This is a genomic window from Pseudomonas sp. 10S4 (assembly GCF_034344865.1).
Lineage (GTDB): Bacteria > Pseudomonadota > Gammaproteobacteria > Pseudomonadales > Pseudomonadaceae > Aquipseudomonas.
The window spans coordinates 6,971,001-6,997,977 of the sequence record NZ_CP133774.1 but is presented as its reverse complement, the minus strand read 5'-3'; the positions used below and the strand labels follow the sequence as shown (position 1 = coordinate 6,997,977).

Below are 26,977 nucleotides of genomic sequence, written 5' to 3'. Positions count from 1 at the left end.
TTTAGCCTTCAGGTCTGCCAACCCCATGGAAAATCTGCAAAGCGCTGTGGACAGTCTGGTCCACAGCTCCAACACGTTGTTCATTCTGATCGGTGCCGTCATGGTTTTGGCCATGCACGCCGGTTTCGCGTTTCTGGAAGTCGGCACGGTTCGACAAAAGAACCAGGTCAACGCCTTGTCGAAGATCCTCAGCGACTTCGCCATTTCGACGCTGGCCTACTTCTTTATAGGCTACTGGATTTCCTACGGCGTCACTTTCATGCAACCGGCGGCGGTGATCAATGCCGATCATGGTTACGCGCTGGTGAAGTTCTTTTTCTGCTGACGTTTGCCGCGGCGATCCCGGCGATCATTTCTGGCGGCATTGCCGAGCGTGCACGCTTCGTTCCGCAGTTGTGCGCGACCGCGCTGATAGTGGCGTTCATCTACCCGTTTTTCGAGGGCATGATCTGGAACGGTAACTTCGGTTTTCAAGCCTGGTTGCTGGAGCATTTTGGCGCCAGTTTCCATGATTTCGCCGGTTCCGTGGTGGTCCACGCCATGGGCGGTTGGTTGGCGCTGGCGGCGGTATTGTTGCTCGGGCCACGGCAGGGGCGTTATCGCGACGGTCGACTGGTGGCGTTCGCACCGTCGAGTATTCCGTTCCTGGCTTTGGGGTCGTGGATTCTGATCGTTGGCTGGTTCGGCTTTAACGTCATGAGTGCACAGACGTTGCAAGGTATCAGCGGGTTGGTGGCGGTGAATTCGCTGATGGCCATGGTCGGCGGCACCGTGGCGGCGTTGATCGTCGGGCGCAATGACCCGGGCTTTTTGCATAACGGCCCGCTGGCCGGGCTGGTGGCGATTTGCGCCGGTTCCGACCTGATGCACCCGGTGGGTGCACTGGTGACCGGGGCGATTGCCGGGGCGTTGTTCGTCTGGTGCTTCACCGCTGCCCAAGGCAAATGGCGCATCGATGATGTGCTGGGTGTCTGGCCATTGCATGGTCTGTGTGGCGTGTGGGGCGGGATCGCTTGCGGCATCTTCGGTCAGACTGCCTTGGGCGGTTTGGGCGGGGTGAGCCTGATCAGCCAGTTGCTTGGGACCTCGTTGGGCGTGGTCGTGGCACTGGCCGGTGGCTTTGCGGTGTATGGCACGATCAAGGCGTTCCACGGGCTGCGCCTGAGTCAGGAAGAGGAGTATTACGGCGCGGACCTGTCGGTGCACAAGATCGGCGCCGTGAGCCAGGACTAGTTTTCTTCATCTTCTGCACCGGGATAAAACCGGTGCAGCAGGCGATAGCGATCGTGGCGCACCTGATCGACACGCTCCTGAACCTGATGCGCGGGCAAACCCAGCATGATCAGCGCATGGGAGGCGAGCATCAGGCTCGACTCCAGCAGCTCCGGCACCACTTCATTGGCGCCGGCCGCTTTCAATTCGGCCCACTGACTGTCGTCCCGAGTGCGTACCAGGATTGGCACGCTCGGGTTATATCGGCGTGCTTCCTTCAAGATCAGTAACGCAATGTCGCTATTGTCCACCGCGATCACCAGCAACCTGGCCCGTTCCAGCCCCACGGCAGCCAGAAGTTCGCCACGGCGTGAGTCGCCGTAGTGCACGCTGCGTTCACCGACGGCAGCCTCCTGAACCCGCACGGGGTCGTTATCCAGGGCAATGTAGGTTTGTTGCGCGTTGTGCAGAAACCGGCCAATGGATTGCCCCACACGACCGTAGCCACAAATCACCACATGGCCTTGCAGGCCGGCATTGAGCGCGCTGATTTCCTCAAGCTTTGCTTCTTCGTTGGGTTTACGGTGCAGGCGTGCGGCGATGCGTGGCGCGGCGCGCAGCAACAGCGGCGTGACCAGCATCGAACAGAACGTCGCGGCCAGCAGCAGGCCGCCGAGGTCGGCGGGCATCAGTTTGTGTTGCTGCATCTGCGCCATCAAGGCAAAGCAGAACTCGCCACCCTGGGCCAATGCCAGACCGCTGCGCCAGGCTGTCTCGTCATCGCTGCCACGCCATTTGACCAGCAGGGCTACCACGCTGCCCTTGATCAAGAGTAGGCAGAGGGTCAAACCGAGGATGAGCAGACCGTGGCTGGCAAACAGCTGCAAGTCGATCAACATGCCGATACTGACAAAAAACAACCCGAGCAAAATGTCGCGAAACGGCCGGATATCGGCCTCGATCTGATGTCGGTAATGGCTTTCCCCCAGCAACATGCCGGCCAGGAAAGCGCCGAGGGCGGGGGAGAGGCCGAGCAAGTGCGTCAGCCAGGCCGTCAGCAGCACAATCACCAGGGCCAGTAGCACGAACAGTTCCGCGGAACGCGACGCGGCCACCTCATGGAACAATCGGGGCAGCAACCAGCGGCTGGCCAGCAGCAGGCCAACAAACAGCAGCACGGTCTTGGCCAGTGTCAGGGGGAGCGCCCAATACCAGGCTTGATCGCTGCTACCGGCAAACACCGGCACCAAGGTCAGCAGCAACACCGCCACTACGTCCTGGAACAGCAACACGCCGATGGCATTCTGGCCGTGACTGCTGAAAATCTCACCCAGGCTGCCAAGCTCCTTGCTGACAATGGCCGTGGAAGACAACGCCAGGCCGGCACCGAGCAATAATGCTGGTGTGACAGACATACCAAACAGCATCAGCAAAGCCCCCAGCAGCATCCCGGAGCCCAGCACTTGCAAGCTGCCAAGGCCGAACACGACGTGGCGCAGCGCGAGCATTTTCGACAGGGAAAACTCCAGCCCGAGGGAGAACAGCAGGAACACCACGCCCAGCTCAGCGAGGTCAGGTAGCTCGTCGCTTTCGTTCACCCAGTCGAGTGCTGTAGGCCCGATCATCAGTCCCACACAAAGGTAGCCCAGCACCGGCGGCAAGCGCAGGCGCCGGAACAAGGCAATGACCACCAGGGAGGAGGCAAGGATGATCAACAGATTGGCAAACACAAAAAACTCCGGTGACGACTTCGGGCTACCCAAGCGTAGAGGCAAAAAAGTCGAGAGCATCGCGCAAACGGGATTCGGCGCAAATGATATGCATCAGGAAATTGCCGAAACCTTTTGAAATCGACTGCCGGGGATGTCTCCAGGCCTTACGGTCATTGGCTCGACAGCTTTGGTGGGCCTAGAATGAAACCTCACTTTGCCTGGTCTGTTTGTCATGCCTCCTGAATGTCAGCTATTCGGCACCCTGGGTTGCCATCTGTGTGAACTTGCCGAAGAAGAACTGATGCCCTTGGTCGAGCACGGTTTGTTGGTGGAGTTGGTCGATATCGCGGAAAACGAAGATTGGGTCGAGGACTATGGCCTGCGTATCCCGGTGTTGCGGCGTCTTGATAGCGGCGCTGAACTCGATTGGCCCTTCGATGCCGAGCAGGTCGTGGCGTTCTTGCGCTGAACGTTTCCACCCGTCGCGGTGTTGCGTTCATCCATTGGCGCAAAACAGGTTATTCGGTTACTGTATGTATGTACAGTTATTCGGATTGCCTGCCCTGCATCCTTCTCTTTCGGAGTTGGCCAGGTGATCCCGTGAGTCAGAGGGATGAACCGTGGTCAATGTCGAACAATTGAAGAACAGCGTGAACCGGATGTCGGCCGACGTGGTGCGCGAGGCGGTCCTCGAATTGCGTCTGGATGGCCTGGTCACCGAAGGTAAAACCCCGTTCAACAAGCTGCATTTCAACACCTGTTTCGCCGAAATCGAAGCCTTGTTCCAGCGCGCGGGCTATCACCGGCAACTGGATGTCGTGGGTTATCAAGGCTTGATGTATGCGCTTTACGATCCCGGCCGCTGGGAAGCGGTGGATGTATTGCGCTGGCTCAAGGAGTTCACTGAGGCTGCCGCGCGGACCCAGTCGATCCCGGCTTGAGGATTCTTCGCTAGGTTCGCTCCGGTCACTGTTGGATAATGCCGCCCTGCATTGAGGGTTAGAGCTTTCGTATGTCCACTTCGTCTTTTTCTGCTGCACACAGCCAGGCCAGCACCCTCTACTTGCCACCCGGCCCGTGGCAGACCGTCCTCGATTGCCTGTGCGAGCACTTTCGCGCAATTGGTCGTGAACAGTGGCTGGACCGGATCGCTCGCGGTCGTGTCCTCGACGGACAAGGCCTGCCAATCGCCCTTGACCTGGCCTACAAGGAAGGTCTGCGGATTCACTATTTTCGTGAGGTGCCGGACGAAAAACCTATTCCGGTGATCGAGTCGATCCTGTACGCCGACGAACATCTGGTAGTCGCGGACAAACCGCACTTTCTGCCCGTAACGCCGGCTGGCGAATACGTGGAGCAGACTCTGCTACGGCGGCTGATCCACCGCTTGGATAATCCCCACTTGGTGCCTTTGCACCGCATCGACCGGCATACCGCGGGGCTCGTGCTGTTTTCAGCCAATCCTCAGACGCGTTCGGCGTATCAGTCGTTGTTCCCAACGCGGCAAATCGAAAAACGCTACGAGGCCATTGCCCCGGCGTTGCCTGAGCTGGCCTTTCCGTTGGTCCATAAAAGCCGGCTTGTCGATGGCGAACCGTTCTTTCGCATGCAGGAAGGTCCGGGCGTCAGCAACACCGAGACGGCGGTCGAGGTCAGGGAGAAAAACGGCGAACTCTGGCGTTACGGGCTCTATCCGGTCACCGGCAAGAAGCACCAGTTGCGCGTGCACATGACGGCTTTGGGCGCGAGTATCTGCAATGATCCGTTCTACCCACAGGTGCTCAAGGACGTCGAGGATGATTACGCCAACCCCTGAAATTGCTGGCCCAGGGACTGCGCTTTGTGGACCCGGTCACCGGTCAGGAGCGGGCCTTCGAAAGCACCATCACCTTGCAGTGGTGATCGGTCGCCGCACTATGCTTCGCCCACGAAAAAGCCCGCATTTCGCGGGCTTTTCTGTATCCGGTTATCACCGCAAAGATTACAACTCTTTAACAGTACGAACCTGATCCTTGTTGATGCGAGTGTGCTTGCCATCCAGCTGTTCGAACTCGTAGAAACCCGACTCGGAATCGAATTTAGGCTGGTCGACGGCCTGGATTTCACGACCGTCATTCAAGGTGATCACTGTTGGCGATGCGCAACCGGCGAGGGTGGCAAGGCCCAGTGCGAGCATGAATGTGGCGAGGGTCCGTTGAGTCATGAGCGTGTCTCCGAATATGAATTCTTTTGGTTACTGAGCTTGTAGACGTATGCAACGCGCGCAAGTTCCTTCTCGTGTCAGTCTGACACAGTGTTATGTGCACTTAACAGTTCGGGGGTGTTCAGGTTGGCCAGGCGAGGGTCATTGTCAGGGCATTGCAGGGCAATGGCGCCGAGCTGGCGCATGATCCGGCCCGGGCTGCGTTCACCCTCGTTCCAGGCGTTTTCGAACGCATCTAAAAGGGCGACGGGGATAACGCACAGCAACGGCTCCCAATGTTCGCCGTGGCGCAGCATTAGCGGCTTGTCCGGATGAAGCCCGGCCGTTTCGCGCATGCTTTGCAGCAGCGCATCATCAATACGCGGCACATCACAGGGCAACACCAGCAGATGCGGATGGCGGGCGGCCTTCAGGCCAGCACGAATACCGGCCAGAGGCCCAGGGAAATCGGTGTGATCATCAACGACCAATCGGTCGGCGTACGGCGCATATTTTTCCTGGTTTCTATTGCAGGAGATGATCAGGTCATCGCTGAGTGCACGGGTCTTACGGTGCAGGTGGGCAATCAGCGGTTCGCCATGCCATTCGATCAACCCCTTGTCCTGGCCGCCCATGCGTTGGCCGCGCCCTCCCGCCAGGAGCAGAATGGAACACAGCGACAGCGGTGTATTTGACGTCATGGCAACTCTCCCTGGGGGCGGCAAAAAAATGAGGTGCTGTGATATAACACCGGGCTGTTTCCCCTACAACTGGACGAGCCTATGAAAGCCAAGGCTGATGTACCTTTCGCACCGCTCAACATCGCGGTGCTGACTGTCAGTGATACCCGTACCCTGGAAACCGACACTTCAGGCCAGGTGTTCGTCGACCGCCTGAGCGCTGCCGGTCATAACCTCGCGGCGCGGGTGCTGCTTAAAGATGATCTCTACAAAATTCGTGCGCAAGTCGCCACTTGGATTGCCGACGATGTCGTGCAGGTGGTGCTGATCACTGGCGGCACCGGGTTCACCGGCCGCGACAGCACGCCGGAAGCGGTGAGTTGCCTGCTGGATAAACAGGTCGATGGTTTTGGCGAGCTGTTCCGGCAGATTTCGGTGGCAGACATCGGTACCTCGACCGTGCAGTCCCGAGCCCTGGCCGGTCTGGCCAACGGCACGCTGGTGTGCTGCTTGCCGGGCTCGACCAATGCCGTGCGTACTGGTTGGGATGGCATCCTCGCCGAACAACTGGATTCGCGGCACCGTCCGTGCAATTTCGTCCCTCATCTGAAACAGGCGGCACCCTGTGAATCCCGCGGGTAAGCCTGGCAAGACCGGCAGTTTGATGCCAGTCGAAGTGGCGCTCGCGCGTTTGCTGGAAATGGCCGAAGCGGCGCCGATTCGTGAACGTGAACGCCTGCCGCTGGCGCAGGTTCAGGGTCGAGTGTTGGCGGACGATCTGATCTCGACGCTGGATTTACCGCCCTGGCCCAACAGTGCCATGGACGGTTATGCCCTGCGCCTAGCCGATTGGACCGGCGAACCGTTGGTGGTTAGCCAGAGGATTTTTGCTGGCCAGGCACCGCAACCCTTGCAGCCTGGGACTTGCGCACGAATCTTCACCGGCGCGCCGGTGCCGGAGGGTGCGGACTGCGTGGAAATGCAGGAGAACGCTGAGGTTCGGGCAGACGAACGCGTAGTGTTCTTCGAGGCCATGACGGCGGGTCAAAACATTCGTCCGCAAGGCCAGGAAACCACCGTCGGCGAGTTGGTCTTGTCGGCGGGCACGCGTCTTGGACCGATCGAGCAGGGCTTGGCGGCATCACTGGGCTGTGCCGAGCTTGATGTGGTGCGCAAGGTTCGCGTCGCGGTGCTGTCCACCGGCGATGAACTGGTCGAACCCGGTCGGGCCCTGGGCCCGGGGCAGATCTACAACAGTAATCGCGTGTTGCTCTGTAGCTGGTTGCAGCGTTTGGGTTGCGAGGTCATTGACGCCGGCATCCTGGTGGATGATCTGGAAATAACTCGCGCTCGTTTAAGCGAGCTGACGGATGTCGACCTGATTTTGTCCACGGGTGGTGTATCAGTGGGCGAAGCTGATTTCCTCGGCATAGCCTTGCGCGAAGAGGGCGAACTGACGCTTTGGAAGCTCGCCATCAAGCCTGGTAAACCGCTGACGTTCGGGCATTTCCGTGGTGTGCCGGTGATTGGTTTGCCGGGTAACCCGGCGTCGACGCTAGTGACCTTTGCCTTGCTGGCGCGGCCTTATATCTTTCGCCGTCAAGGCGTCAAAGACGTCGAACCGCTGAAGTTCCCAGTGCTGGCAGGGTTTGTCTGGCCCAAGGCCGGCAATCGACGCGAGTACCTGCGCGGGCGTCTCGAGAATGGTCGGGCAACCATCTACAGGAACCAGAGTTCCGGGGTACTACGCAGCGCCGCTTGGGCCGAGGGCCTGGTTGAAGTGCTGGAGGACCGGACGCTGATCGAGGGTGAATACGTCAATTTCATTCCCCTGAGTGAAGTCTTGAGCTGATGCCTGCTGTTGGCTGACCAACGCAAGCCCCGGTAGCATGAGCCGGGTCTTGCGTGCATCCATGCCGCTTAATGCGCCAGGAGCGTTACGACCTGTTCGAACCGGCTGTTGGCGACCCACCCCAGAAGTCCCAGGATCACGGCCGTTGCACCGGTGGAATAGGCCAGTCGGTGTTTGATGGATCTCACGTCACCACGCACCTCATCCATGTCCCTGCGGATGTACTTGAGGTGTGTCTCCAGTTCAATGACGCGAGGTTCCATATCAACTTCTCCAGTGGGTTTTGCGCTGTTTTTGAATTCAGCCTGATGAGCCCTTAAGGCGTTTGCATTCATTGCGTGCACATCCTTGTGTGTATGTATTTTGGTGATTGAAACCGCAGGCCTCCAAAGGTGTACCAATCACCAGGCTCGGTCAATTGAGCCGATTCCTCACGTTTTGTAAGAAAATATCCCGCTCTGTAGGACGCGAGGCGCCGAGGCCTGAATTAATTCAAGATCCGCTGACTTTTTTCGGTGCCTGTGAGGTCAACATCTCCCATACGGATTCTAATCATGGGGAGTTATCGCAATGGATGAGCGCAAGGCGCTGTTGATTCTGCATGGCAAGCAGGCACTCAACGAAGACGTGCGCGCGGCCGTCGAAGGCAAGCGCAAGGAGGGCTGGAATCTGGCCGTTCGGCTGACTTGGGAGGCGGGCGACGCCCAGCGTCTGGTGGGTGAAGCGCTGGCAGCGGGTTATACGCAGATCATTGCCGGCGGCGGCGATGGCACCTTGCGCGATATCGCCGAGGCCATGGCAGCGCATTCGAACGAGTCCAGCCTGGTGCTGATGCCATTGGGTACCGCTAATGATTTTGCGCGCGCTGCCGGCATCTCTCTGGAGCCTGCCCGGGCACTGGAGCTTCTGGACAGCGCCCCGGTCTCCATCGACCTGGGCGAGGTAGACGGACAAGTGTTTCTGAATATGGCCACTGGCGGTTTTGGCAGTAATGTCACGGCCAATACGTCGGAGGACCTGAAAAAGGTTCTGGGCGGGGCGGCGTACCTGTTCACCGGTTTATCGCGCTTCAGTGAATTGCATGCGGCCTATGGCGAATTGCAGGGACCGGACTTTTACTGGCGTGGCGAGCTGTTGGCACTGGGTATCGGAAATGGCCGACAGGCCGGTGGTGGTCGTGTGCTGTGCCCGCAAGCGCTGGTTGACGATGGATTGCTGGATATCAGCATTCTGCCAGCGCCGCAGGAGGTGGTAGGCACCTTGAAAAACCTGCTGGCCGATGGCTTCGGCATCGACAACATGTTCGTGCGAGCCCGTTTGCCGTGGGTCGAGATCAAAGTCTCGGAAGGCCTGCACATCAACCTTGATGGTGAGCCTCTGGAGGGGGACAGCTTGCGTTTCGAGGCGCGTGAGGCGGCATTGCGTGTGCATTTGCCGCCGAACTCACCGCTGCTGGGTTCATCGCCGGCTGTCAATCATCCAGGCTGATGATCTGTTCGCGCACGGCAAACAGCACTAGGCCCGCCACGTCGTAGATCTGCAAGCGTTTCATGATCTGCGAGCGGTGGGTTTCGACAGTCTTGATACTCAGGCCCAGACCGTTGGCGATTTCCCGGGTGGATTTGCCGCGAACGATCAGGCGCAGGATTTCCAGCTGACGGGCCGTCAGGTTGTGAGAGTCCGCAATAGTCGGCTGGTTTTTCTGAGTGCGCGTCAGTGCCTGGTTGATCACCGTGTGGGCAATGGCCGGGCTCAGATAGCGTTCGTTATTGCGCAAGGCGTCCAGTGCGTGTTCGAGCTCGGTGGCCGTGGTGTCCTTGAGCAAATAACCGTGGGCGCCGGACTCCAAAGCTTGCATGATCAGTGTCGGGTCGGTGTGCATCGACAGGATCAGTACTTTGCTTTGTGGGCGAACTCTTTTGAGTCGCTGCAAGGCTTCGAGGCCGCCGGTTTCCTTCATGGAAATATCCAGCAGGACGATGTCCGGGGACAGTTGCTCGACCATCTCCAGTAGTTGCGAGCCGTCATTGGCCTCGCCAACGACCGCGTAGCCGGGAATATCCAGCACCAGAGCGCGCACGCCTGCCCGGATAAGCGAGTGGTCATCCACCAGAAGTAAGTTACAAGTCAACGCAGAACCTTATTCGTGCTGGCCCGCTCGAGTGCGCGGGGCGCCCAGGGGAAAAGTGCTTCGATTTGAGTGCCTTTGCCCGGCTCGCTGGTCACGGTCAAGGTCCCGCCCAATTGATCGATCCGTTCCGACATCCCGGCCATTCCGCGCTGCCCTTCACGCGCGGGGTTTACCGCGGGCTCAAAGCCCTGGCCGTCGTCGCTGATCAGCAATGTCAGGCCCTGAGGCAGGCGTTGCAGGCGTACCAATAAATTTCTGGCCTCGGCGTGGCGCAGGATATTGGTCACCGCTTCCTGAGTAATCCGGAAGGCTGCCAGGGCCATTTCTTCAGAGAGCCCGGTCAAGCGCTGATGACACTCCAGGCTCCAGTGCACCGACGTATTGGCCAGGGTCTTGAGCAAGTGTGCCCGCAAACTGGCTTCCAGCCCAAGACTGGTCAGTTGCCGGGGGTTGAGGATAGCCGACACGTCACGCACCTTGGTCAACGTTTCTTCCAGGGTATCGCAGAGCGTCGAGCACTGGTCCTGCAGGTCTTCGGGTAGCCGACGTTTGAGCCATTCGCTTTGAAGTTTCGCTGCCGTCAGTAACTGGCCGATGTCGTCGTGCAACTCCCGGCTGAGCCGATGGCGTTCGTTTTCCTGTACTTCCAGAAGCCGATCGGCCAGCTCTTGTGGCTGAAACTTTATTGATTTGCGCGAGAGGCGATGCCCGACCCAGACGCAGGCAAGTGCTGCCAGATTGAGCACCAGCAGACCCGCCGGCAGTTGAGTGGACAGGCCATAGACCAACAGGCTGCCAAGTGCTGAGCAGGTACATAGCACCAGAGTGAACCGACGCGCGTTTTCTCTGGAAGGTGGCCACGTGGTGATTGACTTGAGGCTGGCGTACATAGCGGATGGAGCCAATGGATGTTCGCTGCGGGAAAATCGGTCAGGGGGCCTGACGGATCTCTGTCTGAAAAAAACTATTGGGTGAAACAGCGACTTCAAGGGGTGAAACCAGTGGTTGAAATCGGCCTTGAAGTTTATCGAGCCGCTCTCGTCTGGAATCACGACGCCATTAATTGAAGCCAACTAATGGGCGGCATAATACCACTTAAGATACCGTTGGTCGCGTTTGGTATATATGTCCAGACAGTCAGGAATTCAGCTGTTCTGGACGTTAGTTCCATAATGGAAAAAGTGTGGTTATTGTCACGCGAGGATGCCGAAGGTAATTGGCCATTTATTTTTATGGTCAGGTATTACCTGAGTGCTAGAGCAATAGTCCTTGCGCGACAGAAACAATTATTTGTTTAGTGCTGTCGCTGACAGGTAAGAAAGTTTCAATTGCGACAGGTGCGCTCAAGTTATTGAGTCGGGTCTGGGTATTAAGAAAACCAGGCAACGCCTAGTTGGCCGGCAAATCTAAGCTTGCCGTTCCGAGAAGGCCACGAGGGTGAGCGGCTTGGCGTGGGCGGGTGGCTGAAAACGGTTTTGCCCGAGTTGAAAGGCAAACGCCTCAATCAAAGACGCTTGCTCGCTGTCATCGAGGGTCAACTGTCCGGTTTTCTGATCGATGAGTTCAAGTTGCCAGGCCATCAGCGTAAAGCAGTCTTTCAGCGCATCGAGAGCTTGATCGTTCAGGGCCATGTGGTGTTGGGCGTGATTCAACAAGCCATGAATATGCAGCGAAAACTCTGAAACCGCTTCCAGGGCCAGGGCATCGGCCTTGTTCGCCAGCTTCAGGAGGGTGCTGAGCATGCAGTCAATGGCGTCGGTGTCATTGCTGATCAGTTGCAGATGACAGAGACATTCCTCGGATTTAGCCAGGAGTGTTTCAGCCTCGACGAGAAACTCGGGAAGCCGTTGAGCGCCCTCTTTATGGTCGTACGGCATGCTTATCTCCACAACGTCATGTCAGATGAGGGAATGTCGTGCGTGTCGATAATCACGAGTTTTTGCGCGAACGCACCCCGGCAGGCTATTGCGCACGCTGGAGAACTCGAGAGGGTGGAGGGCCACTGACCTGCGATCGCACACAAAAGCCTGACTCCGTTCATGCAATGAGAATGGCGTCACATTAATGGCTATTGGATATTGCGAATATCAGGTTGGGCCTGATTGTTACTAGGGGAATCCCTTACGCAGGGGAACCTAACGTGCAAACCGAGGTCGCGCGTCAGGGAATCAGGAGTGATGAAAATCACCGGGTCAGTAAAGCATGATGTTAATGTGACATCAATGGCTGGGCATGGCATTTTGTCTGAGGGTCAAGGTCCGGCAATAACAGCCGATAACCCTCTTTAGTGAATTCATCAGAACAAGCCCAGGAGTCATTAATGGCCGGCATTCTCGACACGGTAGACCAACGCACGCAACTGGTGGGTGAGAATCGCCTGGAAATTCTCATGTTCCGGTTGGCCGGGCGGCAATTGTTCGCGATCAACGTGTTCAAGGTTCAGGAAGTGCTGCAACTGCCGAAACTGACCCTGATGCCCCAGCGCCATCCGTTTGTCTGCGGTGTGGTCAACCTGCGTGGCCAGACCCTGCCGGTCATCGACTTGTCCCAGGCCATCGGCATGCGTCCACTGGTGCCAAGCCCTACCAGTACCATCATCGTCACCGAGTACAACCGTTCGGTGCAGGCGTTCCTGGTCGGTGGCGTGGACCGCATCGTCAACATGAACTGGGAAGCCATTCTGCCGCCGCCGACCAGCGCCGGTCGCCAGCATTACCTGACCGCCATCAGCAAGGTCGATGACCAGTTGGTGGAGATCATCGACGTGGAAAAAGTCCTCGCCGAAATCGTTCCGTACAACGCCAAGGTGTCCAAGGACAAACTGGATGACCCGGTTCTGGAACGTGCTCGTGGCCGTGAAGTGCTGCTGGTGGACGACTCCAACGTGGCGCTGTCGCAATTGCGCGACACCCTCGGCCAGTTGGGCGTGAAGATGCATATCGCCAGCGACGGCCTGAAAGCCCTGAACATGCTTAAAGCCTGGGCCGATACCGGCGTTGTCATGACCGACAAACTGCTGATGATCTTCACCGATGCGGAAATGCCGGAAATGGACGGCTATCGCCTGACCACCGAAATCCGTAACGATCCGCGCCTGCGTGGCCTTTATGTGGTCCTGCACACCTCGTTGTCCGGCAGCTTCAACGATTCGATGGTCAAGAAAGTCGGTTGCGACAACTTCCTCTCCAAGTTTCAGCCCGACAAACTCGTCGATGTGGTGCGCCAACGCCTGATGCTCGACGAAGTGCCGGCCTGATAACGACTTGGCCTACCTGTAGGAGCGGGCTTGCTCGCGAAGAGGCCGTGTCAGTCGATATCAATGTTGACTGACACACCGCTTTCGCGAGCAAGCCCGCTCCCACAAGGTATGTAGTGTTCTCAGCCTTTGATTCGGCGATCAAGCTCGTATAGGGTGGCGTTTTTGCCCACCAGGGAGCTGGCCATGCTGCATCTGAGCGCGCTTTATCGTTATCCGTTGAAATCCGCCAAGGGCGAGACCCTGCAACAGGTCAGCCTCGACAAACTGGGCCTGGACGGGGATCGACGCTGGATGTTGGTGGACGAGGCCAGCGGACGCTTCCTGACCCAGCGCGCAGTGGCGCAGATGAGTCAGCTGTCGGCGCTGTGGAATGCCGACGGTGGCTTGACCCTCAATGCTCCTGGCCACTCACCGATCGATATTGCCTTGCCCGGCAGCGACGCCGAGCTGCGTGGCGTAACCATTTGGCGTGACACCCTGCGGGTGCCCGATGCTGGCGACGCGGCCGGTGCCTGGGTCAGCCGATTCATTGGAAAACCAACACGACTGGTACAAGTGCCGCTGGATCGCGCGCGCACCACCGAGGCCGGCTACGGCAAGGATGATGATCAGGTAGCGTTCGCCGATGGTTTCCCGCTATTGCTGATCGGCCAGGCGTCACTGGAAGACTTGTCGAGCAAGGTGGGTCGTCCGCTGGAGATGCTGCGCTTTCGGCCCAATCTGGTGATCGAGGGCAGCGAAGCATTTGCTGAAGACGGCTGGAAGCGCATTCGCATCGGCGACGTCGAGTTCCGGGTGGTCAAGTCGTGCTCGCGCTGCATTCTGACGACGATTGATCCGAAGACCGGTGAGCGCAGCGATGATCGCGAGCCGCTGGCCAGTTTGCAGAAGTATCGCGCAGAGGCGGACGGCGCGATGTTTGGCCAGAACCTGGTCAACGACAGCAATGGTCGACTTGAAGTCGGTATGCCGGTGACCATTCTCGAGTAAAAAGGCTGCAAACGAAAAATGCCCGTGTCGTTAGACACGGGCATTTTTTGCTGTGAAACCCAGGGTTTTAGCCGCGGTATTCGCACAGGTAAGCGGTGTCGACGGCCACTTTCAGCTGGAACTTGCTGTTGGCAGGCACATTGAATTGGCTGCCGGCAGCGAAGGTTTCCCAGTCGGTGCTGTCTGGCAGTTTGACGGTCAGGGCGCCGGTCACCACGTGCATGATTTCACGCTGGCTGGTACCGAATTCGTATTCGCCCGGTGCCATGACGCCGATAGTCGCTGGACCTTGTGCGGTGCCAAAGGCGATCGACTTGACGGTGCCGTCGAAGTACTCGTTGACTTTAAACATGGGCGATTCCTCGAAAAGGGCTTAAAAGGGCCGGCCAGTATGCACAACGCCCCTTGCGCCGTCACCTTCCTAGATGGGAAGAATCAGCGGTAATAACCGCGCCGTATTGCGCGCGTCTTCCAGTGCCCGATGCTGCTGACCATTGAATTGCATGCCCGCCAGTTGCAGCGCGCCGTTGAGCCCCAGCGGGCGATCCAGTCGACGCGCCTTGGCGAATCGCTGCTTAAGGTTCATGTGCGGCACTTGGCTCAAAAAGCTGTCGAGTTGCAGGCGTTGCCATTCCTGAACCAATTGTTGGCGGTCGTAATCGCCCCAGCTGGCCCAGCCTTCCAAGCGCGAGTGATGCTGGGTGAGCCAGTGCTCGAACGCGTCCCAGACCTCGACCAACGGCTGCGCCGCATCGATGTTGGCCTGGGTGATGTGGGTCAGTTCCCGGCAAAACGGCGTCAGCAAAGGCCGGCGCGTCGGGCGTACGAAACGCTGGAACTGATCCAGTTCTCGACCTTTTCGGTCCACCAGGGTGGCACCGATTTCGATGATTTCCATTTCTGTGACTGGCCAGCCGCCCTCATCGGTGGTGGCTTCCAGATCAATGACCAACCAGTGAGGCATCGCAGGGTTCCTGGTATCCGCGTCCCGATAGGGCTTGAGCGTAGCCAAACCCGGCGGATCCGCCTAGGGGCGTTCTCAATTAGTTTCCGCGCGTGGAAACTAATTGAGAACGCCCCTGGCACCTTATTCGACCTCCAACAAAATCTGACGATTTTTAACCTGATCGCCAACCCTGACTTGCAAGCGTTTGAGCACGCCGTCGATCCCGGATTTGAGCGGATGCTCCATTTTCATGGCCTCCAGCACCACCAGCAATTGCCCCTTGCTGACCGTGCTGCCCTCGCTGACCAATACGTCGATGATCGCCCCGTCCATCGGTGCCTTGAGCGTGCCGGAGCCGACGCTAGCCTGGCTGCTGACCGGCAACTGAGTGCGATCCACCAGCCGCAGGCTGCCGGGGCGGGTGAACAGCCAGAGTTGCCCGGCGTCGAGGCGATAGGCGTGACGCTGGCGGATGCCGTCGATTTCCAGGGTGGTCCAACGGCTGTCGCAGTGGATGAGCTTCAATTCGAGCGTCCGGTCGCCGATCCGAAGCCGGAAGGGCGCGTCAGGCACCGCGTTCAGTTCTACGGTCCAGTCCTGGTCCTCTACACCGATGCGATAGTGCAATGGCACGCTGGCGTTGTTGCGCCAACCGGCCAAAGGGGCCGCGTGATGTTGCGCTGATGCCTGATAGAACAGCGCCGCCGCGATGGCCAGTTCTTCGGCGCTCGGGACGTGGGCATGCAGGCAGGGGTGGTCGGCGAAGTGCGTCGGGATAAAACCGGTGCTGAATTCGCCACGGATGAATTGCGGATGCTCCAGCAGGCTGGCGAGCAGGCGTTGATTGCTCTGAATGCCCAGCAGCACGCTGTCCTGCACCGCCCGCAATAACTTACGCCGGGCTTCTTCGCGAGTGGCGCCGTGGGCGATGAGTTTGCCCAGCATCGGATCATAAAAGACGCTGACGTTCTGGCCTTCGATCAGGCCATGGTCGATTCGTACGCCGTGTTGCAGCGCCGGCTCCCAGGCGTCGATATGCCCGGTCTGCGGCAGGAATCCTTGGGCAGGGTCTTCGGCGTACAGGCGCACTTCAATGGCATGCCCATTGAGCTGCACCTGATCCTGACGTAGCGGCAGCGGCAGGCCTTCAGCGACGTGCAGTTGCCAGGCAACCAGGTCCAGGCCGGTGATCAGTTCGGTCACTGGGTGTTCCACCTGCAGTCGGGTATTCATCTCCAGAAAGTAAAACTGCCCGCGAGCATCGAGCAGGAACTCCACCGTGCCAGCGCCCACATAATTCACCGCTCGCCCGGCCTTGAGCGCCGCTTCGCCCATGGCTTGGCGCAGTTCGACGGTCATGACCGGGCAAGGCGCTTCCTCGATGACTTTCTGATGCCGGCGCTGGATTGAACAGTCGCGCTCGCCAAGGTAGATCAGGTTGCCGTGCTGATCACCGAACACCTGAACCTCAACGTGACGCGGATCGATCAGCGCCTGTTCGAGGATCAGCTCATCGCTGCCAAACCCGTGCAGGGCCTCGGAACGTGCGGTGCGCAGTTGCTCCAGCAGATCACCCGCGTCGTGTACCAGGCGCATGCCGCGTCCGCCACCACCGGCGCTGGCCTTGATCATCAGCGGATAGCCGATGCGTTCGGCTTCACGGCTCAGGGTCGCGTCGTCCTGTTTGGCACCCTGATAGCCTTTGATGCAGGGTACGCCCGCGTCGATCATGGCGAGTTTTGACAGGCGCTTGCTTCCCATCAGCTCGATGGCTTCGGGGCTCGGGCCGATGAAGGTGATGCCGGCCTTGCTGGCAGGCGAGGGCGAAGCTCGGCGTTTTCGGAAAGGAAGCCGTAGCCGGGGTGTATCGCATCGGCGCCAGTGCGGCGGGCGGCATCGATGATTGCCGGGATGTTCAGGTACGACTGCTGTACAGGCGCCGGGCCGATGTTCACGGCTTCGTCGGCGATTTGCACGTGCAGGGCATCAGCGTCGGCGTCGCTGAAGACGGCGACCGTGCGGTAGCCCAGGGCCTGGGCGGTGCGCTGGATGCGGCAGGCGATTTCACCGCGGTTGGCGATCAGGATTTTGCTGAATCCGGGCATGGGGCGTTCCCTTTTGTTGTGCGGTGAATGTGATGGCCTCTTCGCGGACAAGCCTCGCTCCTACAAGGTTTGTGAACGACACATAACCCCTGTGGGAGCGAGGCTTGCCCGCGAAGCTTTTAAGAGGCCCACCCCGGTTTACGTTTTTGCACGAATGCCATGGTCCCTTCGATACCCTCGTCCCCGGTCACCGCTTCGCTGAACCACTCGGCCGCTTGATCCAGCAGCGCATCGCAAGTCTGCCCGGCACTTGCCAGCAAGAGCTTTTTGGTCAGCGCGTTCGCCCCCGGTGCGCAGCACAATACATGGGCCAGCACTTCATCAAGACGCTCGGCCAGGGCTTGCGCGTCATGCTCGACAAAATGCACCAGGCCCATTCGCCGGGCGTGGGTGCCGTCGAATCGCGCTGCGGTCAGGGCCAGTCTTCGGGTCTGGGTCAGACCGATGCGTTGGACCACGAACGGTGCGATCTGCGCCGGTAGCAGGCCGAGGCTGGTTTCCGGCAGGCCGAACTGCGCTTGATGATCGGCCAGCGCAACGTCGCTGACACAGGCCAGCCCCAAGCCACCGCCCAACACTGCGCCTTGCAGCACCGTGATCACCACTTGCGGGGCGTGTTGCACTTCTTGCAGCAGCGCACCGAACGCTCGATTCAGGTCGCGATAAGCGCTCGGGCCTTGAGCCCGGGCGTTGGCCATGTCCTTGATGTCGCCGCCCGCGCAGAAGTGTCCGCCGGCACCGCCGATCACCAAGGCTCGAACGGTTCGGTCCTCGCTCACCGCCGCCAGCACCGCACGCAGTTCGGCGACCATCTGCAAGCTCATGGCGTTACGGCTTTCCGGGCGATTGAGGGTGATGTGCAGCACACCATTGTGGGACTCGAGCAGCAGTGTCTGGCAAACCGGCAGGCTGTTCATTTCTTTTTCCCGGGCAGGGTGCCCATGAGTTTGCAGATGATCCCGAGCATGATTTCGTCAGAGCCGCCGCCGATCGACACCAGCCGCACGTCGCGGTAGGCCCGGGCTACCGGGTTGTTCCACATGAAACCCATGCCGCCCCAGTATTGCAGGCAACTGTCACTGACTTCCCGGCCGAGCCGGCCAGCCTTGAGTTTGGCCATCGAAGCCAGGCGGGTGACGTCCTGGCCTTTGATGTACTGCTCGGTCGCCTGATAAACCAGCGCCCGCAGGCATTCGATTTCGGTTTGCAGCTCAGCCAGGCGAAAGTGAATGACCTGGTTGTCGATCAGCGCATTGCCAAAGGTTTTGCGCTCCTTGCAGTACTCGATGGTGCTATCGATGCAGTACTCCAGGCCTTTGATCATGTTCGCCGCGCCGAACAAGCGTTCCTCCTGGAACTGCAACATCTGCATCATGAAACCCGCGCCTTCATGGCCGATGCGATTGCGTTGCGGCACGCGTACGTTGTCGAAAAACACCTGGGCGGTTTCCGAACTGCGCATGCCGAGCTTGTCCAGGTGCGAACTGAGGCTGATCCCGGGGGCGTTCATCGGCACCATGATCAGCGACTTGTTGATGTGTGGTTTATCGTCCGAGGTGTTGGCCAGCAGGCAGATGAAATCAGCACTCGGTGAGTTGGTGATCCACATCTTGCTGCCGTTGATTACGTAGTCGTCGCCATCCTTTCGGGCGGTGGTTTTCAACCCGGCGACATCGGAACCGGCGCCGACTTCCGAGACGCCGATGCAGCCGACTTGTTCGCCGGTGATCGCCGGGCGCAGGAACTCTTCACGCAGTTCATCGGAGCCGAAGCGGGCGAGGGCCGGGGTGCACATGTCGGTCTGCACGCCGATGGACATCGGGACCCCGCCGCAATGGATGGTGCCGAACTCTTCGGCGGCGACGATCGAATAGCTGTAGTCGAGGCCCATGCCACCGAATTTTTCCGGTTTGGAGATGCCCAGCAGGCCAAGATCGCCAGCCTTGCGGAAGATCTCGTGGATCGGAAAGCGCCCGGATTTTTCCCATTCCTCGACGTGCGGGTTGATCTCGTGATCGACGAATTGGCGAACGGTGCGGCGCAGTGCTTCGTGTTCCTGGGTGAAGATCATTTTTATTGTTCTCCTGAACGCCCTAGAAGCGGGCTACACCAAAACTGTTGGCTTGCAGCGGCCGAACCTCGGCCTCCTGGCAGATATCCAGCAAATACCCGAGCAAGGTGCGGGTATCCCGCGGATCGATCAGCCCGTCGTCCCACAAACTGGCGCTGCCGTAGAGCGCGGTGGATTGGCTGTCGAGTTTTTGCGCGGTGACTTGCTCCAGCATGTCGAGCATTTTCGGGTCCGGCACCAGGCCATCCTTGAGCTGCTTGGCCTCGGTGACGATCCGCAGCACCTTGCCGGCCTGAGCGCCACCCATGACTGCAGTGCGGCTGTTGGGCCAGGCGAAGATGAAACGCGGATCGAGGCCACGGCCGCACATCGCGTAGTTGCCGGCACCGTAGGAGCCGCCGACGACGATGGTCAGTTTCGGCACTCGGGCGTTGGCCACCGCTTGAATCATCTTCGCGCCGTGCTTGATCACCCCTTGCTGTTCCGATTCGGTGCCGACCATAAACCCCGTGGTGTTGTGGAAAAACAGCAGCGGCGTCTGGCTCTGGTCGCAGAGCTGAATAAACTGCGCCGCTTTGCTCGCACCCTTAGGCGTGATCGGACCGTTGTTACCGATAAAGCCGCAGGCGCGGCCCTGAATGTGCAGGTGGCCGCAAACAGTCTGCTGATCGAACTCTCCCTTGAATTCGAGGAAGTTCGAGCCGTCAGCAATCCGGGCGATGATTTCACGCACGTCGTAGGGTTTTTTCGGATCATCCGGGATCAGCCCCAGCAGTTCGTTGATGGGGTAGAGCGGTTCTTTCCACTGACGTTCGGGTAACCATTGCAGTTGATCGTTCCACGGCAACAGACTGAGAATTTCGCGCACCTGGCGCACGCCGTCGGCATCGTTCTCGGCCAGGTATTCGGCGGTGCCGGCGGTTTGCGCGTGCATCTCGGCGCCACCCAGTTCCTCATCGCTGGCGACTTCACCGGTGGCGGCCTTGAGCAGCGGCGGGCCGGCGAGAAACAGCTTGGCTTTGCCGCGCACCACCACCACGTAATCCGACAACCCCGGCTGATAGGCACCGCCCGCCGTGGCCGAGCCGTGGACCACGGTGATCTGCGGTAAACCCATGGCCGACATCCGCGCCTGATTGGCAAAGCTGCGGGCGCCTTCGACGAAAATCTCGGCGGCATAATTGAGGTTGGCGCCACCGCTCTCGGCGAGGGTGATCACCGGCAGTTTGTTTTCCATGGCGATCTGTTGCAGGCGCAGGGACTTTTTCAAACCGCTGGGGGAAATGGTCCCGCCCTTGATCGCACTGTTGTTCGCCACCACCAGCACCCGCACGCCGGAGACGTAGCCGATCCCGGCAATCAAGCCGCCGCCGGCGGAACTGCCGTCCTTGTCGTCGTGCAATTTGTAGCCGGCCAGGCTCGCCAGTTCGAGGAACGGTGCACCGGGGTCGAGCAGCAGATTGAGGCGCTCACGGGGCAGCAACTGCCCGCGTTTGTCGAATTTTGCCTTGGCTTCGGCGGCCTTGTTCAGCAGGTTTTGTTCGAGCTGGCGGACGTGCTCGATGCCGACCAGCATCGCCGCTCGATTGCGGGCGAACTGTTCACTGAAAGGGTCGATTTGCGACTGGATAACCGGCATGGCTTATTCCTTGTCCTTGAGCACGTCCGGCAAATACGCCCGGTGAAAGCCGTTATACGATTCGCTGTTTTGTGCCTTGTGGATCGGCCACGCCCGACCGCCAAGGCTCGCGGCACCGTCGATGCGCAAGGTGCTGCCGCTGACAAACGCCGCTGCGGGGCTGAGTAGAAAAACAATCGCTGCACTGACTTCCGATTCGGTGCCGATGCGCTTGAGTGGCACATGTTCGCGCAGGGTCGGGATTACGGCCTTGAACGCGCCTTCGTAAGTGTCCATGCCGCTGGACGCGATCCAGCCCGGCGCCACGGCATTGACCCGCACCCCGGCATAACCCCATTCGAACGCAGCAGTCTTGGTCAGATTATCCATGCCCGAGCGCGCCGCGCCCGAGTGGCCCATGCCGGGCATGCCGCCCCACATGTCGGCGAGCATGTTGACGATGCTGCCGCCGTGCTTGCTCATGGACTGGTTGAAGACTTCTCGGGCCATCAGGAAACCGCCCACCAGATTGGTGCGCATCACGGTTTCGAAACCCTTCTGGTTGATCGAGGCCAAGGCCGACGGGAACTGCCCGCCGGCATTGTTGACCAGGCCGTGAATCGGTCCGTATTGGCGGATCAACTCACTGACCAGATGCTTGACCGCGTCTTCCTCACGAATGTCGCAGACCTTCCAGTCAGCCTTGCCACCGTCTTCGATAATCTCGATGGCAACGCTTTTGAGTTTCTCGGCCTTGCGTCCCACCAGCAGCACATGGGCGCCGAGCGCTGCCAGTTCGTGGGCGGTGCAACGGCCAATGCCGCTGCCGCCGCCGGTGACAATGATGGTCTGGCCAGCGAACAGGTCGGGTTTGAAAATCGAGTCGTAAGCCATGGCAGCGGTCCTCTAATTGACCTGGTCGGCGATGCTCTGGGGCACCGGAATCTGGATCTCCAGCAGTTGCTGGGCGAAGGCCTTGCCTTGCGGGTCGATCCGCAGACTGGCCACGCCACCACCGCCGAGGGCGTTTTCCAGCAGAAAATTCAAACTGTGGGTGCCGGGCAGGTACCAGCGCCCGACACGTCCGTGGACCGGGTCGAGCACGTGGCTCATCCAGTCGACGATCACTTCCGGTGTCAGCGCTTCGGCGATCCACGGCAGGAACTGCGGCTGACGCGCCATGACCCCGATGTTGCTGTGATTGCCCTTGTCGCCGGAACGGGCCACCGCGAGTTTGACCAACGCAACACTGGCGTCGGCCCGGCCCTGGGGTTTGGGCAGTTCGTGGGGGGCGGGCAGGGCGTTTGTGTCCAGCGGCTCAAGCGTCGGCAAGGCGCAGGGATGGCGCTGACCCTGCAGATCAATGTCCAGCGTGCAGGTACTTTTGTCGATCAGGAACGAAAACAGCCGGATCAGCGGATACACCGTCGGACGCCCGCCGACGATCCCGGTAAGCCCCGGTGCCATGCCAGTGGCGGCCTGGGCGATTTCCCGGGAAAACACAATCAACGCTTGTTTGCTTGGATGGCGCACGGCGAGTTTGATCACCACTTCGCGGCTGTCCTGGCGCTGGCCGTGGGGCCCGTAGGTGGCCTCGGTGCCGAGCAGTTCGATGTTCACTTCGCTGTAGGGTGCCCAGCCGCGCTGGCTGAAGATCTCTGAAGTCTTGTTGATGATCGCTTCGCTGACACGCCGGGCCTTGTCCACCGCATCGATCCCGGCGATCAGGCAACTGGCGGTGCAGCGGAAACCGTCCGGGTAAGTGGCGCTGACCTTGTACTGATCGGTGGGCGGCAAGCCTTTGGCGCCGTGCACCTGAACCGCATTTTTACCCTGTTGCTGAAGTTTGACCTGACTGAAGTCGCAGACCACGTCCGGTAGCAGATAGGCCCGCGGGTCGCCGATTTCATAGAGCATCTGTTCGCCGACGGTCAGTGGCGTGACCAGCCCACCGGAGCCTTCGGGTTTACTGACGATGAACTGGCTGTCGGCGCTGACTTCGACGATGGGGAAACCGATGTGCTCGTAGTCCGGCACCTCGCGCCAATCGGTGAAGTTGCCGCCGGTGCACTGGGCGCCGCATTCGATGATGTGCCCGGCCAGTGCGGCCTGGGCCAGTTTGTCGTAGTCGTGCCAGGACCAGCCGAATTCATGTACCAGCGCAGCGCTGACCACGGCGCTGTCGACCACCCGCCCGGTGATCACAATGTCCGCGCCCAAACGCAAGGCTTCGACGATGCCCGGTGCGCCGAGGTAGGCGTTGGTGGACACACACATCGGCGGCAATGGCGCGTCGCTGAACATTTCGTGAATGCCTTGACTGCTCAGCTGTTTGAATTGCGGTTGCAGGTCATCACCCAACAGCACGGCGATTTTCAGCGCCACACCGGCCTTGTCGCACGCCGCTTGCAGGGCTGCCGCGCAGGCTTGCGGATTAACCCCGCCGGCATTGCTGATGACGCGAATTTTATGTTCGGCGAGTTGAGTGAGGAGGGGGCTGAGCACTTCAATGAAGTCACTGGCGTAACCGGCCTGGGGATCTTTCATCCGTGCGCCGGCCATGATCGACAGGGTGATCTCGGCCAAATAATCGAACACCAGGTAGTCCAGGCGCCCGCCTTGCACCAGTTGCGCGGCGGCGGTTGAGGTGTCGCCCCAGAAGGCACTGGCACAACCGATGCGAATAGTTTTTGGCACGGTCAACTCCATGGTCATGTCCGACAGAAGTGGCTTGAGACTACCAAGCAAGCGCTTGGTTTGTAAACGCCTGAAATATCTTCTTCCCAAGCGCTTGCTTGGTCGCCCCGCCCAGCTTAAATTGCCCGCGCAACCCCGCTGTTTTAACGGCGAGTAGCGTATTTGACTGAACGACTGTAGGAGAGAACGGGTGGACGAGCAAAAAGCCCTGAGGGTGATGCGCGAATTGGTCGATAACGGCCAATTGACCGACCCGGACAGCGCCCGTGGCAAACTGCTGCAAGTGGCGGCTCACCTGTTCCGCAACAAAGGCTTTGAACGCACCACCGTGCGCGACCTGGCCGGCGCGGTGGGCATTCAGTCGGGCAGTATTTTTCATCACTTCAAAAGCAAGGACGAGATCCTGCGCGCCGTGATGGAGGAAACCATTCGCTACAACACCGCGCTGATGCGCGCCGCCCTGGCCGACGCGGCCAACGTGCGTGAACGGGTGCTGGCGCTGATTCGTTGCGAGTTGCAGTCGATCATGGGCGGTAGCGGCGAAGCCATGGCGGTGCTGGTCTACGAATGGCGGTCGTTATCCGAAGAAGGGCAGGCCCAGGTACTGGCGCTGCGGGACATTTATGAAGACATCTGGTTGCATGTGCTGGGCGAGGCCAAGGACGCCGGTTTTATTCGCGGTGATGTGTTCATCACTCGACGGTTCCTGACGGGCGCCTTGTCCTGGACCACCACCTGGTTTCGCGCCGGTGGCAGCATGAGCCTTGATCAATTGGCTGATGAAGCGTTGATTCTGGTGCTTGAGGAGAAGCCATGAGACGTCTATCTCAACAATAAACTGGATAAACAGGCGAAACCGCCTAGCTTGAATGAATTGATGGGTATTTTTTTCGGGGAGTGGGGTTTTTTGATGTCTTCGCCAATTTGGACGGTCTCGCGGTTATTGCTGACGGCACTTGCGGTGGTCTGGGTAATGCCTTCCCAGGCTGCGCAACAGGTGCGGGTCGGTGCGGCGCATTTCCCGCCTTACACCGTGCGCCCGGAGTCCGGGGCCGACACCGGTCTGCTGCCGCAACTGGTCGAAGCCTTGAACCAGTTGCAAACCGATTACCAGTTTGTACTGGTGCCCACTTCCATTCCCCGGCGTTTCGGTGATTTCAAGCAAGGTCGCGTCGACATGGCGATCTTCGAGAACCCGGATTGGGGCTGGAAGGACATTCCTCACACTACCGTCGACATGGGTCTGGAAGACGCCGAGATTTTCGTTGCGCAACGCGAACCTGATCGTCGTGAAAGTTACTTTGCCGACCTCGCCGGCAAGCGCCTGGCCCTGTTCAGCGGTTATCACTACGAATTCGCCAACTTCAATGCCGACCCGAAATTCCTCGCGCAGAACTACAACGCCACGCTGACCTATTCCCACGACAGCAACCTGCTGATGGTGCTGCGCGGGCGCGCGGACATTGCCTTGGTGACGCGCTCTTACCTGTTCGATTACCTGCTGCGCAACGAGAAGGTCGCCGATCAGTTGCTGGTGTCCCAGCGCATCGATCAGGTCTATCACCATTACGCACTGCTCAGTCCGGCTGCACCGATCAGTGGCCCGGCGTTTAGCAAGTTGTTGCAAGGCTTGCGCGATAACGGCCAGATGCTGAAGATTTTCGAGCCGTACAAAATCTCTTTGGTGCCGGTACCCAAAACCTGAAAGCGTGCCGCAAGTCGCGGATTTAACCACTTCGCTTAAATTTCCCGCCCCGGCTCACGTCACATCGTTGAACTGTCGACGATTACTGTGAGCCCGACCCATGTCCAATCTGAATGACCTGACTGCCCTGGCCTTGCCGTCAGGGCGCAGTCTTGTAGCCGATGAAACCGAAAGCCGCCTGAGCCTCAGCCTGGAAGGGCAGCCGCTGATTCGCTTGCGTCTGAGCCGCGAGCCCGAGTTGCACATCGAAGTCGATGAGCGCTTTGGTTTGCCTGCCAGTCAGGCGTTCTGGGCCGCTTGCTATTGGTTGTTTGCCCGTGACCCGGGCTGCCAGCAGTTGACCTGGCGTCTGGATGAAGCACCGACCGAAGCCTTGCTCAGCGGTTTGCTGATCCCGACGGACGTGGTTGGCGAGTATCGCTGTGAGCGCACCTTGTTCTGGCAGTTGCCGCAGCCGTGGTTGGGGCAATCACTGACCGGCAGCTATCCGCAGCAGATGGTCATCAGCGGTGGCAAGCGTCATCCATTACGCCCGGCCAAACCACGTGGCGAGGTCTATCGACGTTTCGATGCGCGACTCGGTGCGTGGGTTTCCTTGCGTACAGTGGAAATCGAAAATGACCTGACGCGGTTTAATCGCTGGCAGAACAGCCCGCGGGTGGCGAGTTTCTGGGAAGAAGAGGGCAGCCTCGAGAAGCATCGCGAGTACCTGAGCAAACTCGATGCCGACCCGCACACCTTGACGCTGATCGGTTGTTTTGATGATCAGCCATTCGCTTACTTTGAAGCCTACTGGGCCAAGGAAGATCGTCATCGCGCCGTTCTACGACGCCGGCGATTACGACCGCGGCATTCACATGCTGGTGGGGGAAGAAGCGCATCGCGGCCCGCATAAAGTCGCGAGTTGGTTATCGGCGCTGGTGCATTACCTGTTTCTCGACGATCCACGCACCCAGCACGTGGTTGCCGAGCCTCGCGCCGACAACGCGAAGATGATCGGGTATATGCACAACCAGTGTTTCCACTGCGAAAAAGAGTTCGACTTCCCGCACAAGCGCGCGGCGCTGATGGTGCTGGGGCGTGAGCGGTTTTTTGATCGGTGCAAATTGGCGTGAGGTGTAGGACTCAAGATCCGTTGCGATCTTGAGTCCGCCATCGCGAGCAGGCTCGCTCCCACAGGGATTGCGCTGAACCTGTGGGAGCGAGCTTGCTCGCGATTGGGGGCGATGAAATTTCGGATCTTACCGACGGGCAAACGTATCCGCACGACTGCCCGACACTTTGCGGCAGTGCACCAACGCATCCCGAATCATGAAATTCACCAGGGTCGGCGAGACGCCGAGTTCCTTGGCGATGTCCTTTTGCGGCACGCCGTGCAGGCGGTACATCTCGAAGGCGTAGCGCGTGCGGCTCGGCAGTTCGGTCAGCGCGTCGGCGATGTGTTCCAGGGTCGAGAAGTTGATGTGCGAGGTTTCCGGCGAAGCGCCCTGAATCACCACGTTCAGACCTTCTTCTTCTGGGCCCGAGTACTTCAGCTCCAGCGCCTGTTTGCGGTAGTGGTCGATCGCCAGGTTACGCACGATCTGGAACAGGTAGCTCAGCTGGGCCTTGAATGAAGAGGTGATCTGCGGCGCCGATTGCAGCCGGAAGAACGCGTCTTGCACCACGTCTTCAGCCCGCGACCGGCAGCCGGTAATGCGGGCTGCAATTTTGACCAGAATCAGTCGGTTGTCGACAAAGGCCTGAAGTAGCGGTGAATCGCACCTGCCTGTGGATACTTGTTCCGTCATGGAAATCACCTTGCTGCAAATAGGGTT

Annotated in this window: 24 protein-coding genes and 4 pseudogenes; 12 read left to right on the top strand and 16 right to left on the bottom strand. The window is 59.4% G+C overall.

All coding sequences use genetic code 11. The annotated features are described in order from the left end of the window. The first annotated feature begins 25 nt into the window (after positions 1-25). A pseudogene (locus tag RHM58_RS32550) lies at positions 26-1,233 on the top strand (ammonium transporter). Here RHM58_RS32550 and RHM58_RS32545 read toward each other — a convergent pair. Further along, positions 1,230-2,942 (bottom strand): cation:proton antiporter, encoded by a 1,713-nt coding sequence (locus tag RHM58_RS32545; protein WP_201205507.1) that lies wholly within the window; start codon positions 2,940-2,942, stop codon positions 1,230-1,232. The pseudogene RHM58_RS32550 and the gene RHM58_RS32545 overlap by 4 nt on opposite strands. 214 nt (positions 2,943-3,156) lie before the next feature. On the opposite strand from RHM58_RS32545, the gene RHM58_RS32540 reads away from it, so the two are divergent. The 3 genes and pseudogenes from RHM58_RS32540 to RHM58_RS32530 all read left to right on the top strand — a co-directional run bounded on the left by RHM58_RS32540 (position 3,157) and on the right by RHM58_RS32530 (position 4,826). Continuing rightward, complete coding sequence (locus tag RHM58_RS32540; RefSeq protein ID WP_201191238.1) at positions 3,157-3,393, top strand: glutaredoxin family protein; 237 nt, start codon at positions 3,157-3,159, stop codon at positions 3,391-3,393. Positions 3,394-3,544: 151 nt separating this feature from the next. Next, complete coding sequence (locus RHM58_RS32535) at positions 3,545-3,865, top strand: transcriptional regulator (RefSeq protein WP_201205505.1); 321 nt, start codon at positions 3,545-3,547, stop codon at positions 3,863-3,865. A 71-nt stretch (positions 3,866-3,936) separates the two neighbouring features. Next, positions 3,937-4,826: pseudogene (locus RHM58_RS32530) on the top strand (pseudouridine synthase). A gap of 79 nt (positions 4,827-4,905) precedes the next feature. Here the strand turns inward: RHM58_RS32530 and RHM58_RS32525 are convergent. Next, positions 4,906-5,127, bottom strand: coding sequence for a YgdI/YgdR family lipoprotein (locus RHM58_RS32525; RefSeq protein WP_201191232.1), 222 nt, complete (start codon positions 5,125-5,127; stop codon positions 4,906-4,908). A gap of 77 nt (positions 5,128-5,204) precedes the next feature. Further along, positions 5,205-5,807, bottom strand: a complete 603-nt coding sequence (mobA, locus tag RHM58_RS32520; protein ID WP_201205451.1) for a molybdenum cofactor guanylyltransferase MobA — start codon at positions 5,805-5,807, stop codon at positions 5,205-5,207. 81 nt (positions 5,808-5,888) lie between these two features. Between mobA and moaB the strand changes: the two genes are divergently transcribed. Together moaB and glp are read left to right on the top strand one after the other, a co-directional pair. After that, a complete protein-coding gene (moaB, locus tag RHM58_RS32515; RefSeq protein ID WP_092279602.1) occupies positions 5,889-6,428 on the top strand; it encodes a molybdenum cofactor biosynthesis protein B in 540 nt (179 codons plus the stop codon). Beyond that, on the top strand, positions 6,412-7,638 hold the full coding sequence (glp, locus tag RHM58_RS32510; RefSeq protein WP_322269216.1) for a gephyrin-like molybdotransferase Glp: 1,227 nt from the start codon (positions 6,412-6,414) through the stop codon (positions 7,636-7,638). The genes moaB and glp overlap by 17 nt, the downstream gene beginning before the upstream one ends. 68 nt (positions 7,639-7,706) lie before the next feature. On the opposite strand, the gene RHM58_RS32505 is transcribed toward glp, so the two are convergent. Beyond that, positions 7,707-7,973, bottom strand: coding sequence for a hypothetical protein (locus RHM58_RS32505; protein WP_242486242.1), 267 nt, complete (start codon positions 7,971-7,973; stop codon positions 7,707-7,709). A gap of 235 nt (positions 7,974-8,208) precedes the next feature. Between RHM58_RS32505 and yegS the strand changes: the two genes are divergently transcribed. Next, the gene (gene yegS / locus RHM58_RS32500; RefSeq protein ID WP_201205445.1) at positions 8,209-9,126 is read left to right on the top strand and encodes a lipid kinase YegS; all 918 of its coding nucleotides are present in this window, start codon (positions 8,209-8,211) and stop codon (positions 9,124-9,126) included. Here the strand turns inward: yegS and RHM58_RS32495 are convergent. The 3 genes from RHM58_RS32495 to RHM58_RS32485 all read right to left on the bottom strand — a co-directional run bounded on the left by RHM58_RS32495 (position 9,110) and on the right by RHM58_RS32485 (position 11,646). Next, positions 9,110-9,769 (bottom strand): response regulator transcription factor, encoded by a 660-nt coding sequence (locus tag RHM58_RS32495; RefSeq protein ID WP_201205443.1) that lies wholly within the window; start codon positions 9,767-9,769, stop codon positions 9,110-9,112. The two genes, yegS and RHM58_RS32495, sit on opposite strands and share 17 nt — an antisense overlap. Beyond that, entirely contained in the window at positions 9,766-10,659 is an 894-nt protein-coding gene (locus RHM58_RS32490; protein ID WP_201206733.1) for a sensor histidine kinase, read from the bottom strand. Before RHM58_RS32490 ends, RHM58_RS32495 begins: the two co-directional genes overlap by 4 nt. Before the next feature lie 516 nt (positions 10,660-11,175). Continuing rightward, positions 11,176-11,646 carry a hypothetical protein gene (locus RHM58_RS32485; RefSeq protein WP_201205441.1) on the bottom strand — a complete coding sequence of 157 codons (471 nt, stop codon included), beginning with the start codon at positions 11,644-11,646 and terminating at the stop codon, positions 11,176-11,178. A 443-nt stretch (positions 11,647-12,089) separates the two neighbouring features. Between RHM58_RS32485 and RHM58_RS32480 the strand changes: the two genes are divergently transcribed. After that, entirely contained in the window at positions 12,090-13,025 is a 936-nt protein-coding gene (locus tag RHM58_RS32480; protein ID WP_054052105.1) for a chemotaxis protein CheV, read from the top strand. A 186-nt stretch (positions 13,026-13,211) separates the two neighbouring features. Further along, a complete protein-coding gene (locus RHM58_RS32475) occupies positions 13,212-14,018 on the top strand; it encodes an MOSC domain-containing protein (protein WP_201205439.1) in 807 nt (268 codons plus the stop codon). Positions 14,019-14,085: 67 nt separating this feature from the next. Here the strand turns inward: RHM58_RS32475 and RHM58_RS32470 are convergent, their stop codons facing one another. From RHM58_RS32470 to RHM58_RS32435, 8 genes and pseudogenes are all read right to left on the bottom strand, one after another. Further along, entirely contained in the window at positions 14,086-14,370 is a 285-nt protein-coding gene (locus tag RHM58_RS32470) for a pyrimidine/purine nucleoside phosphorylase (RefSeq protein ID WP_201205437.1), read from the bottom strand. A gap of 69 nt (positions 14,371-14,439) precedes the next feature. Then, complete coding sequence (locus tag RHM58_RS32465; RefSeq protein ID WP_201205435.1) at positions 14,440-14,982, bottom strand: exonuclease domain-containing protein; 543 nt, start codon at positions 14,980-14,982, stop codon at positions 14,440-14,442. Positions 14,983-15,105: 123 nt separating this feature from the next. Next, positions 15,106-17,069, bottom strand: a pseudogene (locus RHM58_RS32460) (acetyl/propionyl/methylcrotonyl-CoA carboxylase subunit alpha). Positions 17,070-17,188: 119 nt separating this feature from the next. Then, positions 17,189-17,986 carry an enoyl-CoA hydratase/isomerase family protein gene (locus RHM58_RS32455; protein ID WP_322269215.1) on the bottom strand — a complete coding sequence of 266 codons (798 nt, stop codon included), beginning with the start codon at positions 17,984-17,986 and terminating at the stop codon, positions 17,189-17,191. Then, positions 17,983-19,140, bottom strand: coding sequence for a citronellyl-CoA dehydrogenase (gene atuD, locus RHM58_RS32450; RefSeq protein ID WP_322269214.1), 1,158 nt, complete (start codon positions 19,138-19,140; stop codon positions 17,983-17,985). The genes RHM58_RS32455 and atuD overlap by 4 nt, the downstream gene beginning before the upstream one ends. A 22-nt stretch (positions 19,141-19,162) precedes the next feature. Next, on the bottom strand, positions 19,163-20,779 hold the full coding sequence (atuC, locus tag RHM58_RS32445; protein ID WP_201255329.1) for a geranyl-CoA carboxylase subunit beta: 1,617 nt from the start codon (positions 20,777-20,779) through the stop codon (positions 19,163-19,165). 3 nt (positions 20,780-20,782) lie between these two features. Continuing rightward, positions 20,783-21,652, bottom strand: coding sequence for an SDR family oxidoreductase (locus RHM58_RS32440; RefSeq protein ID WP_201205425.1), 870 nt, complete (start codon positions 21,650-21,652; stop codon positions 20,783-20,785). Positions 21,653-21,664: 12 nt separating this feature from the next. After that, positions 21,665-23,455, bottom strand: a complete 1,791-nt coding sequence (locus RHM58_RS32435; RefSeq protein ID WP_201255328.1) for an acyclic terpene utilization AtuA family protein — start codon at positions 23,453-23,455, stop codon at positions 21,665-21,667. Between the two features lie 190 nt (positions 23,456-23,645). On the opposite strand from RHM58_RS32435, the gene RHM58_RS32430 reads away from it, so the two are divergent. The 3 genes and pseudogenes from RHM58_RS32430 to RHM58_RS32420 all read left to right on the top strand — a co-directional run bounded on the left by RHM58_RS32430 (position 23,646) and on the right by RHM58_RS32420 (position 26,275). Beyond that, positions 23,646-24,272, top strand: a complete 627-nt coding sequence (locus RHM58_RS32430; RefSeq protein ID WP_201205421.1) for a TetR/AcrR family transcriptional regulator — start codon at positions 23,646-23,648, stop codon at positions 24,270-24,272. 93 nt (positions 24,273-24,365) lie between these two features. After that, the gene (locus RHM58_RS32425; RefSeq protein WP_201255327.1) at positions 24,366-25,160 is read left to right on the top strand and encodes a substrate-binding periplasmic protein; all 795 of its coding nucleotides are present in this window, start codon (positions 24,366-24,368) and stop codon (positions 25,158-25,160) included. 100 nt (positions 25,161-25,260) lie between these two features. Further along, positions 25,261-26,275, top strand: a pseudogene (locus tag RHM58_RS32420) (GNAT family N-acetyltransferase). 126 nt (positions 26,276-26,401) lie between these two features. Here RHM58_RS32420 and RHM58_RS32415 read toward each other — a convergent pair. Further along, positions 26,402-26,950, bottom strand: a complete 549-nt coding sequence (locus tag RHM58_RS32415; RefSeq protein ID WP_201205415.1) for an RNA polymerase factor sigma-70 — start codon at positions 26,948-26,950, stop codon at positions 26,402-26,404. Between the last annotated feature and the right edge of the window lie 27 nt (positions 26,951-26,977).